This is a genomic window from Cellulomonas sp. NS3, assembly GCF_024757985.1.
GTDB lineage: Bacteria > Actinomycetota > Actinomycetes > Actinomycetales > Cellulomonadaceae > Cellulomonas_A.
In genome coordinates this window covers 4,760,154-4,776,279 of record NZ_CP103289.1, presented here as the reverse complement: position 1 = coordinate 4,776,279, position 16,126 = coordinate 4,760,154, and the positions used below count along the sequence as shown (strand labels likewise).

Below are 16,126 nucleotides of genomic sequence, written 5' to 3'. Positions count from 1 at the left end.
GTCCTACCCTCGCTGCCCGTTGTCGTGGCCGTGAGTCTCGCACGGTCACTCGATGATCCACACCTTTGTCCACAGCCTGTGTGCGGTGCGTCGAATGGCCCCGTGGCGGGGCGTGGGCGGCGGCGGTCGCCCTGGGCCTCGCGCCTGCCGACGGGTGGACGTCCGGTCCTGCGGAGCGCCGGAGTGCCCGGGGGACCGTCGCGACGACGCACGATACTAACCGTCGTCGTCGGCCCTCCGGGAGGGCGGGCGGGTGAGAAAACCGGACGTCGGCGTGTCGTGCCGCGTCGAGGGCTCCGGGGGATGGCATAGTGCCGGGCCTCCGGTCGCAGGTCGGGGCATCGGGGCGGGACGCGGCCATGACGGGTGAGAGCGACCTCGTGTGGCGGCGGTCGCGCAGCCGTAGCGGGGGTCGTCGTGCGTGGCCCCGGTGCCGGGTCGTGGAGCTGTGTGTCGTGGAGCGGCGTTTCGTGCTGCCCGCCATTTGACCCTCGAGGCCGGCGCGGCGTAACGTTGTGCAGCCCTTCCTGATGGCTCCTGCTGGCGCGCCATGACGCCGGACACGCTCGCGCGTGTCGACCCCGGAGCAGTCGAGCTCGGCACCCTGACCTGGTCGTGCGCGCTGCGCGTGATCATTGCCCCGAAGTACTTGGAGACCCTCGTGAGCAAGCGGACCTTCCAGCCGAACAACCGGCGCCGCGCCAAGACGCACGGCTTCCGTCTGCGCATGCGCACGCGCGCCGGCCGTGCGATCCTCGCCGCTCGTCGGCGCAAGGGTCGCACGGAGCTCTCGGCCTGACGCCTCTCCGGTGCTGCCTGCCGCGCACCGGATGCGCCGTCCCGCCGAGTTCGAGCGGGCGGTGCGCCGCGGTGCGCGTGGCGGACGTGAGTCGCTCGTCGTGCACCTCGTGACTGAGACCGACCCCGGACCTGGTCCGGTGGTCGGTCTCGTCGTGTCCAAGGGCGTCGGCAACGCCGTGACGCGGAACCGGGTCAAGCGGCGTCTGCGCGCGCTCGTGCGCGAGCGGCTCGCGACGATGCCGGCGGACGCAGGCGTCGTCGTGCGTGCGCTGCCTCCCGCGGCGGTGCGCGACTACGCGGCGCTCGGCGAGGACCTCGACATCGCGCTCAAGGTCGCCGCCAAGCGTGCCCGACAGCGCGCCGGCGCTTGAGACATCCCATGACCTCACGTCCTGCGCAGGCCCTCCGGCTGCTCGTGCGGCTGCCGGTGCTCGTGCTCGTCGCGCTCGTGCGGGTGTACCAGACCGTCATCTCGCCGCTCACGCCCCCGACGTGCCGGTTCTACCCGTCGTGCTCGCAGTACGCCGTGCTCGCACTCACCCGCCACGGCGCCGTCCGGGGCACCTGGCTCGCCGTCCGACGCGTGCTGCGGTGCCACCCCTGGAACCCCGGGGGCGTCGACGACGTTCCGCCAGCAGCGGAGCACCGGCCTCGCTCTCCTCGCACGGCCCACGCCGCGCACTGACCCCAGCAAGGAGCTCTGCCACATGTCGTGGTTCGACGGCCTGCTCTACCCGATCATGGTCGCGGTGGCCTGGATCATGGTCCAGTTCCACTCGCTGCTGACCAATCTCGGGCTCGACCCGGAGTCCGGTGCTGCGTGGGCGCTGTCGATCGTCGGCCTCGTCATCGTCATGCGGATCCTGCTCATCCCGCTCTTCTTCAAGCAGATCAAGGCCTCCCGCGGGATGCAGCTGCTGGCACCCGAGATGCAGGCGATCCAGAAGAAGTACAAGGGCAAGACGGACCCCGCGTCCCGTGAGGCGATGAGCCGCGAGACGATGGAGCTGTACCGCAAGCACGGCACGAACCCGTTCGCGTCCTGCCTGCCGATCCTCGCGCAGTCGCCGATCTTCTTCGCGCTGTTCCGGGTCCTGTACTCGCTCGGACCGCTCGCCGACGGCACCTACCCGAATGCCGAGAACCCCCGCGCGACCATCGGCCCGCTCACCGCAGAGCTCGCCGGCCAGGCCGAGTCGGCCACGATCTTCGGCGCGCCGCTGTCCGGCACGTTCCTCGGGTCCGACGACATCCAGGTCAAGATCGTCACCGTCCTGCTGATCCTCGCGATGTCCGCGACGACCTTCCTCACGCAGCGCCAGCTGACGATGAAGAACATGCCCCCCGCCGCCCTGCAGGGGCCCATGGCGCAGCAGCAGAAGATGCTCCTCTACTTGATGCCGATCATCTTCGCGGTGTCCGGCGTCAACTTCCCGATCGGTGTCCTCATCTACTGGACCACCACGAACCTGTGGTCGATGGGTCAGCAGTTCTACACGATCCGTCGCATGCCGGCCCCCGGGTCGCAGGCCGAGATCGCCCTCAAGGAGCGCAAGGCCCGCAAGGCCGCGAGCAAGGGGAAGACGCTCGAGATCGAGGAGACGCCCAGCACGGTCCTCGACGAGAAGCCGCGCACCGGGCAGCGCACGCAGCCGAAGCGCAAGGACCGCGCCAAGCCGCGTCCGACGGGTGCTGGCGCGACGGGCGCGACGGGCGCGACGGGCGCGACGGCGGCGGCGGCACCAGCTGCGGCCGCTGAGCCCAGTGCCCCGGTGCCGTCCGACGGTCCCGACGAGCCTCCCGCGAAGCGCGTCAGCACGACCAAGCCCAAGCCCAAGAAGTAACGCTCACCCCGGCACCGAGCCGACTCCCGAGGAGCAGCACCGATGACGCCTGCAACCGAGCAGCCCAGCACGCCGCCCACCCCCGACGAGGTCCCGTCCTCGCGCCTCGAGGAGGAGGGTGAGATCGCCGCCGACTACCTCGAGGAGCTCCTCGACATCGCCGACCTCGACGGGGACATCGACATCGACGTCGACCACGGTCGTGCGGCGGTCGAGATCATCGCCGAGGGCGGCTCCGAGCGCGGGCTCCAGCGTCTCGCCGGCGAGGACGGTGAGGTCCTCGACGCGCTCCAGGAGCTGACCCGGCTCGCTGTGCAGGCCAAGACGGGGGAGCGGAGCCGGCTCATGCTCGACGTGGCGGGGTACCGCGCCGCACGCCGGACCGAGCTCATCAAGGTCGCCGACGAGGCGATCGCGCGGGTCAAGGAGAGCGGCGCTGACGTGGCCCTCGAGCCGATGAACCCGTTCGAGCGGAAGGTCGTGCACGACGCTGTCGCCGCTGCCGGGCTCGTGAGCGACTCGGACGGTGTGGAGCCGGCGCGCCATGTGGTGATCAGGGCGTCCTGAGCTCGACGACGACCCGCAGTGCCTCGAGGGCGGCCGATCGTGGATCGGCCGCCCTCGGCGTGTCTGGGGTGTGGTGGCGCGGCGGGTGCTCGGGTCGTCCGTGGGGTGCATGAGGACGGTGAGCCGGGTGTGGGCTGTGAGGGATGAGACGTACTGGTTGCGCGCGCTCGGGCACCCGGGGGACGAGTCGGGGGCTAGCGGCCCTGAACCGGGACGGTGTTTCACGTGGAACGGCGGGTTCGCCGATAGGCGTGCGGCGGAGGAGGAACGTGCGTGCGCTGACTGTCTCGTCCGCCTACGCGCGGGGTCGCGTCGTCGATCGATGATGCTGGGGACCATGTGGTGATGTGTGGGGCCGTCGCGCGAGGTTGTCATGCGGTGACGGGCGGGGGAGGACGTCCCGACGTCCCGACGTCCCGAGGTCCCGGCGTCCCGGCGTCTGCGGTGTCCCGGCGTCTGCGGTGTCCCGGTGTCCGCCCCCGGCATCCCGGGAGCCGCGTCCGGGCGCCGCGAACCGGGAGCCGCGATCCGGGACCCATGAACCGGAGTCTGGGGCCGGGAACTCGGAGCCGGGAACCGCGAACCCGTGAGCCGTGAACAGCGAGCCGCGAACCTCGGGGGGTAGCCGTGCACTACGAGCCGTCAGCGGGAAGCCTCGAGCGACGAGACCGGTGCTCGAGGGTACGAGCCGAGTGGGACGTTGCTGGAGCTGCGCGCGACGAGAAACGAGACACGAGCCTCCAGGCGCGCTGTTGCGCTACCAGTGACAAGTAGGCAGCCGGTCCTGCTGTCGCGACCGTGCGCATCCGCCGCCATCGGCGGGTGGACGTAAGGTCACGTTTGTGTCGATCTCGGCTGCGAGGGGATGCGCCTCGACCTGTCGTCCACGTCTGGATGCGGGGCACCCGAGGCGCGGCGACAGCAGACGATGACGGTGGGTCTTCGTCCGCCCGACGCGCGGATCGCCGCGTCGACGGCCAACCGGAGGGGCCCGCGCCATGGCGTAGAGGATGCGGCCCTGCCCTCCAGGTCGTCTGCCTCCGGCGTCGTTTGGCGTCGAAGCGCCGGTCGACGGCACCGCCGGTGAAGTAGCCGTCCGAGTCGAGGACCAGTAGCCGTCCGAGTCGACAAGCGGGATCGGCCGCACGACTCGCGACGCCGCGTAGCGCGCAACGTGGTCCGACGGAGCTGGCAGGACCGCCACAGCCCCGCTACGTGCGCAGGAGGGGCCCGCCGGGCCGAGCGCGCCGTATCGGCGCACGGTCGACCAGTCCGCTGCCGATCCGCGTCTCCGAACCCCCGGGACCGGCTTCTTGCGTCGCTCGGTGTTCGAGTCGGCTCGGCACACCAGAGGGGTGTTCGAGCAAGCCCGGCACACCAGACGGTCTGCTCGCCGGGCACCTGACAGGACGACAGCGGCGGCCGATGGCCTTTGGCAGTTCACGGATCGCCGTCTGCGCTCGCGGCGCACATGACAGTCGGGGTCATGACAGTGATCCGATCGTGGATTCATGGGGGTTCGATCAACGCCCCTCCTCTGCGCGAGGGAACGTGGCGTGCTGGTGGGTGCATTGGTCTCATGGCGTCCGGCTCATCGCCTTCCGGTTTGATCGCCGCGCCCCCGCGCCCCCGCCCCTGCCCCCGCGCGCCAGCGGCGCGGCGCGGACGCGCGCCACGACCGGTCGCTTAGCAACCGGCGACGCCACCAGCTGCGACCCGTGCCCGTGGCTGCAGCGTGGCGGGCTGTTTGCTTCAGCTGTTTCGGAGAGATCTCGTCGAATGACCGCCGCCCGCTCGCCGGCGCGACGCGAGGGAGCGCCCTGCTGAGCCGACGCCTGCGGCGTCGAGGTTCGACCCGAGAGGACTCCCATGCTCTGTGCACCGTTCCGCAAGACCCGCATGACACCCTGCAGGTTCGCCGGCAGTCGGTGACGTGGCGTGCCCGTTCCGAACCGCACCCGAGACAAGGGTGTCGCTCGTTTCACGTGAAACGCTCCTGCCGCGCGGATCACGCCGGTCAGGCGTGCGTTGCCGCGCGCCCCGTACTGACGCGGTGCGGATCCAGCGGACACATGACCCAATCCACGGAGGCAGTGGAGGCCGTCCATCGTCCACCGCCCTCCGCCCACGGCGCACGCCGCTTGCGCCCACTGGGCGCTGGAGCGGCTGACACCCTTGTGCCCTGGACTCGCTGGAACATGAAAGCTGGGAGCGCCACTGGCGCGACGCCGCATTCGGAGGGCGCATGCCGTCCTGTGCGCAGGATGACTATGCGGCTCAGCGCCGACCCACGATCGCCGTCGGGTCGTCCATTCGCCGCCGCCGTGCTCGTGCGTCGAGGGGTAGTGGTTTCGCTGTCGCCGGGGCACTTGGTTCCGTCAGCTACGCAGCCCTTCTCATGGGTCAGGCGCAACGGGGTCCCGTCGAGGCAGTGCACCGGAGTCGCTGCCTACGTAGCTGACCGCGTCGTGGTTCTCGTTTCAGCCGCGGCGCGGTCGGGGTCGAGCGCGCACGTCACACGTCGGGCATGTTTCACGTGAAACGGGAGCGTCGGCCGCAGATGCCGCCACGGCTGTTGCTGGGCGGGCGCTCGCTGGAGAGAAGCTTGGCTCCGCCCCGCTGCGGCAGTCCCGTGAGATCCCCGTCACGACGAGTGCAGCCCAAGAGTTGATGCCGCGGATCCCGGGCGTACACCAGTGGTGCACGCGCGAGAGCGTCGACTTCACGCCCGAGACGTCAACCGGCAGGGCACGTTCTACGTGAAACACCGACTCTCGCAGCGGGTGAGGAGAGGCCGACGGCGAATCGGGGACACCTCGTCCGCCCCCGGACAGTGACGCGCGTGTCGATGTACACAAGCAGCGGGGTGGCACACATGGATGCGATCGAGCAGACGGTACGGTGGGCCGCGCACCAGTGTGGTGACGAGGTCCGGCGGCCTCGATCGAGCGGGGCTTCGGCCCCTTCAGGAACGGGGCGAGGTGCATGAACGGAGCCGAGACGGACGAGGCGACCATGCTTCCGGACCCGCTCGAAGGAGATTCTCGGCTGCCGGCGTACTTCGGATCTTCCTGGAGCTCCGTCCAGCACTTCCATCGCATGCTGGCGGACGAGGGCGTCCTTCGCGGCCTTGTCGGGCCGCGTGAGGTCGGACGCCTGTGGGAGCGGCACCTGCTGAACTCGGCCGCCGTCGTGCCGTTCCTGCCGCAGACCGGCCGCATCGTGGACCTCGGCTCTGGAGCCGGCCTGCCGGGCGTTGTCGTTGCGGCGATGCTCCCGGAAGCGGAGGTCGTGCTGCTCGAGCCGATGGAGCGTCGATGCGTCTGGCTCGGTGAAGTTGTCGCGGAGCTCGGCCTGGCGAATGCGACCGTCACCCGCGCACGAGCCGAAGACGTACACGGGAGTCTCCTGGCTGACGCCATCACCGCCCGCGCAGTCGCCCCCCTCGACCGGCTCTACCGGTGGGCGCTCCCGCTCCTGACCAGCGGGGGAGTTCTCGTGGCGCTCAAGGGCGGACGGGCAGCGGACGAGGTGCAGACGGCAAGCAAGGCCGGCAAGCGTCTGGGAGCCGGGCAAGCGTCCATTCATGCGGCTCACACAATTGACGGTGTCGATGAGACCACAGTGGTTCGCGTCGTTCGGGAGGCTGTTCGCGGTGTTCGGTAGGAAGAAGCGGCGCCAAGATCCCATCGCTGTGCCAGCCAGTCCCGACATCGACTCCTGGGTACCCGCTCCTCCGGTCAGACCGGCCTACGCCGAGCCCGCTTCGGAGCCGACGCCGCAGGCGTCGCCCCCTTCGACCACCGAGGACGCGGATAGCCAGCGCCTCGGGAGCGAGGCGGCACCCGCAGGCGAGGCCTCAGACGTGGCGGGATCGGTGTCGACGACTGTGTGGCCGTCGCTCGCGCCGGGGAGCGGTCCCGTGCACACCGAATCCTCTGCGCGCGCCCTCGACCCTCAGTCGGACGCCCCGGTCTCGAAGGGTGCGTCTGTCATGGCTGACGCATACGCCGAGACGGCGAACGCGGACCTCACGCCCGCGGACGGTTCCCACGAGCTCGCCGCTCAGACCGCGGCCGCAGCGCTCGACAGGCCGGCCCCGACCGCGGACAGCCGGTCAGACGGTGCGACGAGCTCGGAGTTCGAGGCCGCCGCAGCGATCGACGCAGAGCGATCGGTTTCACGTGAAACAACGGGGTTCTCGGGTGGAGCCGTCGGCGCGGGCAGTTCGGCTCAGGCTTCGAACGTCGCACCCAGCGGCGCGTCGAGGACTGCGGAACCATCGAACGCGGTGATGGACGGCACCGCGGCTCACGGCTCTGCACCCGCGGCATCGAATGACGTACCGGCCGCGGCGGCCGACGACACCGTGCACGCGTCCGGCAATGACGGGGATACCGGAGCAAGTGCCGCGCAGGCGTTCGCCGCGCAGGACGACTCCACCGACCCCGTGCCGGCACCCGTGCGTTTTGACACGCCGCCTCCGCCAGCGGACATCTCCGGGCCTCCGATGCCCGACCATGTGCACGGCACTCTCCACGACGCGCCTGACGGTGCAGAAGCAAGCGAGCAGATGAACGACGGTATGACCGCAGCCCGGGTCGATGACCAGGAGCAGGTCGTTGACGCGGACCGCGCACCAGCACCTGGGTCGGCGGGCCAGGATCTCGACGACACGCTCACGCTCGATGCCGCCGGAGTGGACGCCGACGACCTCCACCGGGATGCGCTCGTGCAGAGTCTTCCGGACGTCGGTGAGGACACACCTTTGATGGCGCAGATCCAGGAGGACGCTCGCCGGCGCATACAGCTGCGGGGGAGAAGGTTCCCCCGCCCCGCGTCGACGCGGGTCATCACGGTGGCGAACCAGAAGGGTGGCGTCGGCAAGACCACGACGACCGTGAACATGGCGGCGGCTCTCGCGCAGGCCGGACTCAACGTGCTCGTGCTGGACAACGACCCCCAGGGCAACGCCTCGACCGCCCTCGGCATCGAGCACCGTGCCGGGACTCCCTCGATCTACGAGGTCCTGGTCGAGGGGGCGAGCATGGCGGAGGCCGTGCAGGAGAGCCCGGACGTGCCGCGCCTCTGGTGCTTGCCGGCGACCATCGACCTGTCGGGCGCGGAGATCGAGCTCGTGTCGATGGTGGCGCGGGAGACTCGCCTCCGGTCAGCACTCGATGCGTACCTGCGCGGTCGCATCGAGGCTGGGCTCGAGCCGATCGACTACGTCTTCGTCGACTGCCCCCCGAGCCTCGGGCTGCTCACGGTGAACGCGTTCGTCGTCGGTCGGGAGGTGCTGATCCCGATCCAGTGCGAGTACTACGCGCTTGAGGGGCTGAGCCAGCTGCTGAAGACGATCCAGCTCATCCAGGCACACCTGAACCCGGACCTGCACGTCTCGACGATCCTGCTGACGATGTACGACGCGCGTACGAACCTCGCCCAGCAGGTGGCACAAGAGGTGCGCGAGCACTTCCCGGAGACCACGCTGCGCACCTCGGTCCCTCGGTCGGTCCGTATCTCCGAAGCCCCGAGCTACGGCCAGACGGTGATGACGTACGACCCCGGCTCCACCGGCGCACTCGCGTACCTGGAAGCGGCACGGGAACTTGCCGAGCGAGCCATCGTCGCCGCCCCGGGCGGCGACATCACCCCCAACGATCGCCCCGCGTCGGACGGCCCTGCGAACGGCCCGGACGAACTCTCGGCAGAGCGCGACGGCGCGTTCGCCGAGGCCCGAACCGGCACGCACGGCGACGTGACCCACCAGCAGGAGGACAAGTGAGCGAGAAGCGTCGGGGGCTGGGCCGAGGGCTCGGCGCCCTCATCCCCAACGGCCTGGACGGCCAGCGGACGTCGGACGCTCAGCGTCCGGTGGACGTCTTCTTCCCGGACAACAGGACCGGTGCTCCGGACGTGGACCTTCCTCCCGATCCGGTGACGCGGCCTGTTTCACGTGGAACCACAGCGCCGGCAACGGCTACGGCCGTCGCACCAACAACGACGTCCGAGGCGACCGCCACGGTCTCGGAAGCCGAGCCTGCCGTCGACGAGACGCGGACAGCTGTGACCGACGCAGCGGTGGACACCGCGACGGTCTCGAGCCCGGCCGCGACGCCGAGTGACGAGGTGCCGCCCGACGCGGGGGACACGTCTCCCGCCGCCGACAGGACGAGTCGACGGTCAACCGGTCTCGCAGAGGACCTGGTGCCCGTGCCGGGCGCGCGGTTCGCCGAGCTCCCCGTCGATTCGATCCGGCCGAACCCGCGTCAGCCGCGGACGGTGTTCGAGGAGGAGGCGCTCGAGGAGCTCGTCGCCTCGATCCGCGAGGTTGGCGTCCTGCAGCCGGTCGTGGTCCGGCCGGTCGGTGACGATCAGTACGAGCTCATCATGGGTGAGCGCCGGTGGCGGGCCACCCAGGCCGCCGGCATGTCCGTGATCCCCGCGATCGTCCGGGACACTGAGGACAGCGATCTGCTCCGCGACGCGCTCCTGGAGAACTTGCACCGATCGCAGCTCAACCCGCTCGAGGAGGCGGCCGCCTACCAGCAGCTGCTCGACGACTTCGGCTGCACGCACGAGGAGCTGGCCACGCGCATTCACCGCTCCCGCCCGCAGATCTCCAACACGCTTCGGCTGCTCCGGCTTCCGCCGCTCGTGCAGCGCCGCGTCGCCGCTGGTGTGATCTCCGCGGGTCACGCGCGCGCGCTGCTCGGACTCGCCGACGGAGCGGCGATCGAGCGGCTCGCGCAGCGCATCGTCTCCGAAGGGCTGTCGGTACGCGCCGTCGAGGAGATCGTGTCGCTCGGGGGCGACGCCGAGAGTCCAGCCGCACGGCGTCGGCCGAAGGCGGGGGAGCGGAACGAGGCGCTCGACGAACTCGCATCCAGACTGTCAGACCGGTTCGAGACGCGCGTGAAGATCAACCTCGGCAAGGCCCGAGGCCGACTCACCGTGGAGTTCGCTTCCGTCCAAGACCTGAACCGCATCCTGGAGAGCCTCGCACCGGAGGATCCGGGCCTCCTCAAGCCCTGAGTCGTTGTTTCACGTGGAACGGGCGGCTCTGTCGCGCCATGACGTGAGCGACGTCCATGCCGTGCGTCCACTAGCGTCGTGCGCGGCACCCGTAATCGCCGTCATCGTCGGCTCGGCGCCTGTCGTTCCGCGCTCGGCGCCCGTGGCTCAGCGATCGGATGCCCAGCACTGGGCGTCCCAAAGCCCGGCGCTCGGCGGATCCGGGCGGCTCAGGAGCCGTAGGTCGCGCGAATGGCGACGAGCCGAGACCGGACGGCGGCGGTCCGGGGGCCCGGGCGCGCGACTGCGCCCTGAGGTCGTTGCTGACGCCGACAGGGCCGTCGATGTCTCGCAGGTCGGGGCCCACATCCGCATACGGGGCTCCGTTCGATGTCGGTGCCGCTCGTGCAGAGCGCCCACGAGTCCCTCGCGCCCGCTCCGGGGACAGGCTCAGCGACAGGACATGGAGCATCCTTCGCGACGACCTCGGCGGGGCCCCGTCGATGGCAAGGGCGAACCGCTGACGGCGGCCGGCGATCGCCGGCCGGTTGTGGGGAGCGCACCCAAGAACGAGGTCGTGCAGACGAGACGTGCGAGCGTGTGCCCGCAGCCCGTCATCCGCGCGGTGGACGCGCGCTTGCGACACCCCGACCCGCGGGGCACGATCCACCTCCGACGGTCCTGGCGGTAGCGAATCGTGCCTACGGTGCTCGGCGATGCCCAGCGGCCCGCGACAAGACCGCGCACCGTGCAGAGCGTGGACCGTCCGGCACGGCACAGCATGCATCCGCGACCGCCTCGTGACTGCGTGACGACGAGCACGGCTGAGGCACAAGGTTTTCTCGCGACACTGGTGCCCACCGACGGTGTGCGGCGTCGACGCATCTGCGGCGAGAGCTCCGGAGCCCGCGCCGTTGAGGCGCGTGCGACCCGCCCTTCAAGGCCACGGTGCCCGCCCTAGCGAGGCTGGCGTCGATGCGCGAAGCGGCCGGGCGCGAGATCTGGCCGGGCGCGTCGGGTCGGCTGGTAGGGACGAGCGACAAGTCAGCACGGCGGTGCGTTTCACGTGAAACGAATCGCGGCGCGACGTTTCCGCCTCGAGGATGCCCGGACACCGACGCGTCCCGTACGACGCGCACACGATCCGGCTGGCAGGTGTCGGTGGCGTTCCAGGTGTTGGTACCCGGACCTTCACGCACCCGCAGCCGCCGACCCGCACCGGCGACGAGCTTGCGGCTTCGAAGGTGCACATGACGCGCTCGAGTCCCGAGCCGCCGCCCATGTGCCACGCGTGTGCCGCGTCAGTGTTGCGATGCGCTTCCCGTCGACCCACGCTCGGCTCGCTCAGGAGGCTTGCAGGCGCGTCGCCCGAGCGAGTCATGTGATGACTTTTCGTACCGCCCCCGTCAACCCCGCTCTGCACACGTTGGCGTTCGGCTGGTTGGGCGAGTTAGGCGTGGGCGTCCGGCTCGGTGGGTTGGGCCTGGGTATCTGGCTCGACGAGTTGCGCGCGGTCGTCCTCACTCGACCGGCTCGACGGCGAAGGGCGGTCGTCCCGGCCAGGCCGGCTCAAGGGTAGGCGAGGTCGCGGCCGCTCGGCGTGCTCGACGGGGTAGGCGCTGTCGTCCGGCTCGGCGGATCGGGTGCGGTCGTCCCGCTCGGCCGGCTCGCCCGGGCTTGGCGCGGTCGTATCGCTCGGTCGGCTCGCCCGGCCAGGCGCGATAGTCCCGCTCGGCAGGCTCGCCCGGGCTTGGCGCGCTCGTACCGCTCGGTCGGCTCGCTCGGCTAGGCGCGATAGTCCCGCTCGGCAGGCCTGCGGCTAGGCGTGATCGTCCCGCTCGGCCAGCGCATCCCGCAGCGCCGTCTCGACCAGCGACCGATACAAGGCCCCGAGCTCGTGGCCCGCGGCCTCCGCCGACTGGGGGAGGAGCGACGTCTCGGTCATCCCGGGCGCGACGTTGACCTCCAGGAACGCCACGGAGCCGTCGGGAGCGACGATCAGGTCGGTGCGCGAGAGGTGGCGGAGCCCGAGCGCCTCGTGCGCGGCGACGGCGACCGCGCCGGCCCGTTCGGCGAGGTCGCGGGTCAGCCGAGCGGGAGCGAAGTACTCGGTGCGACCGGGGTTGTAGCGAGCGTCGTAGTCGTACGGGCCGTCGGTGACGATCTCGACCGCGGGAAGCGCCCGGACGCCGTCGCCCAGGTCGACGACGCTGACGGCGAGCTCGGTCCCGACGACCGCCTGCTCGATGAGCGCGGTGTCGCCGTACGCGAAGCACTGGACCATCGCCCGGGGGAGGTCCGCGGCGTCGGTCACGAGGCTCACACCGAGCGCGGACCCACCGCGGGAGGGCTTCACGACCAGGGGGAGGCCGAGGCGTGCGGTGACCGCGTCGAGCACGCGGGACGCACCGAGCTCGCGGAAGAGGCTCTGCGGCAGCGTCACGAAGTCGGGCGTGCTGATCCCGGCGCGCGCGACGACGGTCTTCGCGATGGGCTTGCTCCAGGCGACACGGCTCTCGCGCGGGCCCGTACCGACCGTGGACAGACCGAGGAGCGCGAGCACGTCACGGACTGAGCCGTCCTCGCCGCTCGCGCCGTGCAGGAGCGGCCAGACGAGGTCGGGCTGCGCGTCGAGCAGGGCCGGCACGAGGTCGGAGTCGACGTCGTGGACGGTGACGTCGACGCCCGTGGACCGCAGCGCCTCGGCGACGCGGCGGCCTGAGCGCAGGGAGACGTCGCGCTCGTGGGACAGGCCCCCGGCGAGGATGACGATGCGCGGGGTGCTGGGGATGGGCGTGTCGCTCACGTGCGTCGAGGCTCCGGGGTCGGGAGGAGTGCGATCAGGAGGAGGGAAGGTCCGCGGCGTGCGCCGGAGCTCTCAGGACACGTCCGGGCCCGGTGCCTGCACGTCACCCCGGGTCCCGCCGAGCCCGGCACCGAACAGCGAGACGAGCTCCGACTCCCCGCTGACGACCCCGGCCAGCCGCCGCACACCTTCGCGGATCCGCTCGGGCGTCGGGTAGCAGAACGACAGGCGCATGTGGTCGCTGCCCTGGCCGTCGGCGTAGAACGCGGTGCCGGGGACGTACGCCACCCGGGCGGTGACCGCGCGCGGGAGCATGGCCTTGGCGTCGAGCCCGTCGGGCAGGCGGACCCATGTGTAGAAGCCGCCGTCCGGGACGGTCCACGTCGCGTCGGGCAGGTGCTCGGCGAGCGCGCCCATCATCGCGTCGCGCCGCTCGCGGTACATCTCGCGGAACGCCTTGATCTGGCCGCGCCAGTCGCACGTCGTGAGGTAGGCGCTGATCGCGAGCTGCGACGCGTTGGACGGGCAGAGGATGGCGGACTCGGACGCCAGCACGAGCTTCTCGCGCACGGCGTGCGGCGCGACGGCCCACCCGACGCGGTACCCGGGCGCGAACGTCTTGGAGAACGAGCCGAGGTAGATGACCCCGTCCTCGTCGAGCGATCGCATGGCGGGGATCGGGTCACCGTCGAAGCCGAGCAGGCCGTATGGGTTGTCCTCGAGCACGAGGACGCCGTGACGCCGGCAGATCTCGAGGATCTGGGGGCGGCGCTCGGCGGAGAGCGTCACACCCGCAGGGTTGTGGAAGTTCGGGACCGTGTACAGCAGCTTGACGCGGCGGCCCTCGACGGCCAGCCGGGTCAGAGCCTCCTCGAGCGCGGCGGGCACGAGCCCGTGGGCGTCGAGCGGCACGTGGACGACGTCGGCCTGGTAGGCGCGGAACACCCCGAGAGCGCCGACGTAGCTCGGCGCCTCCGCGACGACGACGTCGCCGGGGTTGACGAAGAGCCGCGTGACAAGATCGAGGGCTTGTTGCGACCCGGTGGTGACGACCACGTCGTCCGGGTGCGCGTGGATGCCTTCGAGGCGCATGACCTCGAGGATCTGCTCCCGCAGCGTCTCGTCGCCCTGCCCGGAGCCGTACTGCAGCGCCGTCGTGCCGCGCGTCGCGACGACGCGCTGGGCGACGTCGGCGAGGACGTCGAGGGGGAGGCCGTCGAGGTTGGGCATCCCACCGGCGAGCGAGACGACCTCCGGCCGGTTGGCGACGGCGAACAGCGCGCGGATCTCCGAGGCGCGCATCCCGTGGGTCCGGTCGGCGTACGCGCCGAGCCAGGGGTCGAGCCGCGTCCCTGCGGCGGTCGTCGGAGGGGTGCCCGACGTCGTGCCGCCGGTGGGGGTGTGCTGGCTCATCCTCCGAGTGTCGCACGCACCTCGGGAGGTCAGCCGGTGCGTCCGCGCACCTCACCCGGCCGTGTCGTGGCCGCGGGGGACGGGCAGCAGCAGGACGAACGGGTGGCACGCGGTCGAGCGACGAGCCGGCACGGCGCCCGGCGAGGCTGCGCCGCACGCGACGGGATCGGCACCGACGCACCAGCACGTCCGACCCGAGCCGGGCCGGACCGGTCCGAGCACGACTCAGCCCCCGTGCCCGCATCTCTGCGCGCCCGGGGGCTGAGTCGAGGTCCTCGCCGGCAGGGCGCGACCGGACGCCGGCTACGCCTGCGCGCCGACCTCCGCGAGCACGCCCTCGATCTCCTGGGCGATGATCTGCTTCGGCCGAGCGCCGGACAGCGAGCGCACGAGCTCACCGCCCGCGTAGAAGTTCAGCAGCGGGATCGACACCACGCCGTACTGCCCGACGACGACGGGGTTCGCCTCGGTGTCGACCTTGACGATCTTGATCTTGCCGTCGTACTCCTGCGCGAGCTCGGCGAGCACGGGCGCGACCATGCGGCACGGGCCGCACCAGGCCGCCCAGAAGTCCACGAGGACGGGGATCTCGGACTCGAGGACCTCGGACTGGAAGGTCTCGTCGGTCACGTGGATGTCGGTCATCACGCCTCCTGGAGGACGTCGGCCTCGGGGGAGACGGGGCCCTCGGTGCCGACGTCGCCGAGGCCGGTCAGGTAGTGCTGGGCGTCGAGCGCGGCCGCGCAACCGGAGCCGGCGGCGGTGATCGCCTGACGGTAGGTGTGGTCGACGGCGTCGCCGCACGCGAAGACACCCTCGAGGTTCGTGAGGGTCGAACGGCCCTGCACGACGATGTAGCCGTTCTCGTCGAGCTCGACCTGCCCGTGGAGCAGCTCGGTGCGCGGGACGTGGCCGATCGCGACGAACACGCCGGTCGCGGGGTGCTCGCGCGTCTCGCCGGTCACGGTGTCGCGCAGCGTCACGCCGCTGACCTTGTCGGCGCCGTGGATCGCGACGACCTCGCTATTCCACGCGAAGTCGATCTTCGGGTCGTTCGCGGCACGGTCGGCCATGATCTTGGAGGCGCGGAGCCTGTCGCGCCGGTGCACCATCGTGACGCGCTTGCCGAAGCGCGTGAGGAAGGTGGCCTCCTCGACGGCGGAGTCCCCACCGCCGACGACGATGATCTCCTGGTCGCGGAAGAAGAACCCGTCGCAGGTCGCGCACCAGGAGACCCCGCGGCCGGACAGGCGCTTCTCGTCGTCCAGCCCGAGCTCGCGGTACGCGGACCCGGTCGCCAGCACGACGGCGCGCGCGGTGAACGTCTCCCCGCCGCCGGTGACGACGGTCTTGGTCGTGCCGCGGAGCTCGACCGACGTCACGTCGTCCCAGAGGACCTCGGCGCCGAACTTCTCGGCCTGCTTCTGCAGGTTCTCCATGAGCTCGGGGCCCTGGATGCCGTCGGGGAAGCCGGGGAAGTTCTCGACCTCGGTGGTGTTCATGAGCGCCCCGCCGGCGGTCACGGAGCCGGCGATGACGAGCGGGGCCAGGCCGGCGCGGGCCGCGTAGATCGCGGCGGTGTATCCGGCGGGGCCGGAGCCGACGATGATCAGGTCGCGCGGGGCAGACTGCTCGGTCACGTGAGATTCCTCGGGTCGGGGATTGTGCTCGGTGAACC

12 protein-coding genes are annotated in these 16,126 nt (G+C 71.1%); 8 read left to right on the top strand and 4 right to left on the bottom strand.

Annotated features, from left to right (window positions below; all coding sequences use genetic code 11):
* The first annotated feature begins 661 nt into the window (after window positions 1–661).
* The 8 genes from rpmH (at window position 662) to NXY84_RS21655 (ending at window position 10,250) form a co-directional block, all read left to right on the top strand.
* The gene (gene rpmH / locus NXY84_RS21690) at window positions 662–799 is read left to right on the top strand and encodes a 50S ribosomal protein L34 (RefSeq protein WP_034225701.1); all 138 of its coding nucleotides are present in this window, start codon (window positions 662–664) and stop codon (window positions 797–799) included.
* The gene (gene rnpA / locus NXY84_RS21685) at window positions 747–1,172 is read left to right on the top strand and encodes a ribonuclease P protein component (RefSeq protein WP_309485031.1); all 426 of its coding nucleotides are present in this window, start codon (window positions 747–749) and stop codon (window positions 1,170–1,172) included. The genes rpmH and rnpA overlap by 53 nt, the downstream gene beginning before the upstream one ends.
* An 8-nt stretch (window positions 1,173–1,180) precedes the next feature.
* Complete coding sequence (gene yidD, locus NXY84_RS21680) at window positions 1,181–1,486, top strand: membrane protein insertion efficiency factor YidD (protein WP_258725102.1); 306 nt, start codon at window positions 1,181–1,183, stop codon at window positions 1,484–1,486.
* 22 nt (window positions 1,487–1,508) lie between these two features.
* A complete protein-coding gene (gene yidC / locus NXY84_RS21675; RefSeq protein ID WP_258725101.1) occupies window positions 1,509–2,645 on the top strand; it encodes a membrane protein insertase YidC in 1,137 nt (378 codons plus the stop codon).
* Between the two features lie 42 nt (window positions 2,646–2,687).
* Window positions 2,688–3,212, top strand: a complete 525-nt coding sequence (locus NXY84_RS21670) for a protein jag (RefSeq protein ID WP_258725100.1) — start codon at window positions 2,688–2,690, stop codon at window positions 3,210–3,212.
* A gap of 2,985 nt (window positions 3,213–6,197) precedes the next feature.
* Entirely contained in the window at window positions 6,198–6,878 is a 681-nt protein-coding gene (gene rsmG / locus NXY84_RS21665; RefSeq protein ID WP_258725098.1) for a 16S rRNA (guanine(527)-N(7))-methyltransferase RsmG, read from the top strand.
* 328 nt (window positions 6,879–7,206) lie between these two features.
* Entirely contained in the window at window positions 7,207–9,000 is a 1,794-nt protein-coding gene (locus tag NXY84_RS21805; protein WP_309485030.1) for an AAA family ATPase, read from the top strand.
* Window positions 8,997–10,250 (top strand): ParB/RepB/Spo0J family partition protein, encoded by a 1,254-nt coding sequence (locus NXY84_RS21655; protein ID WP_258725097.1) that lies wholly within the window; start codon window positions 8,997–8,999, stop codon window positions 10,248–10,250. The genes NXY84_RS21805 and NXY84_RS21655 overlap by 4 nt, the downstream gene beginning before the upstream one ends.
* Before the next feature lie 1,798 nt (window positions 10,251–12,048).
* On the opposite strand, the gene NXY84_RS21650 is transcribed toward NXY84_RS21655, so the two are convergent.
* From NXY84_RS21650 to trxB, 4 genes are all read right to left on the bottom strand, one after another.
* Entirely contained in the window at window positions 12,049–13,035 is a 987-nt protein-coding gene (locus tag NXY84_RS21650; RefSeq protein WP_258725096.1) for a D-alanine--D-alanine ligase family protein, read from the bottom strand.
* Between the two features lie 72 nt (window positions 13,036–13,107).
* A complete protein-coding gene (locus NXY84_RS21645; protein ID WP_258725095.1) occupies window positions 13,108–14,448 on the bottom strand; it encodes a PLP-dependent aminotransferase family protein in 1,341 nt (446 codons plus the stop codon).
* Window positions 14,449–14,751: 303 nt separating this feature from the next.
* The gene (trxA, locus tag NXY84_RS21640; RefSeq protein WP_258725094.1) at window positions 14,752–15,093 is read right to left on the bottom strand and encodes a thioredoxin; all 342 of its coding nucleotides are present in this window, start codon (window positions 15,091–15,093) and stop codon (window positions 14,752–14,754) included.
* Window positions 15,093–16,088: a thioredoxin-disulfide reductase gene (gene trxB / locus NXY84_RS21635; protein WP_258725093.1), complete on the bottom strand. Its 996-nt coding sequence runs from the start codon at window positions 16,086–16,088 to the stop codon at window positions 15,093–15,095. The genes trxA and trxB overlap by 1 nt, the downstream gene beginning before the upstream one ends.
* Window positions 16,089–16,126: the final 38 nt, after the last annotated feature.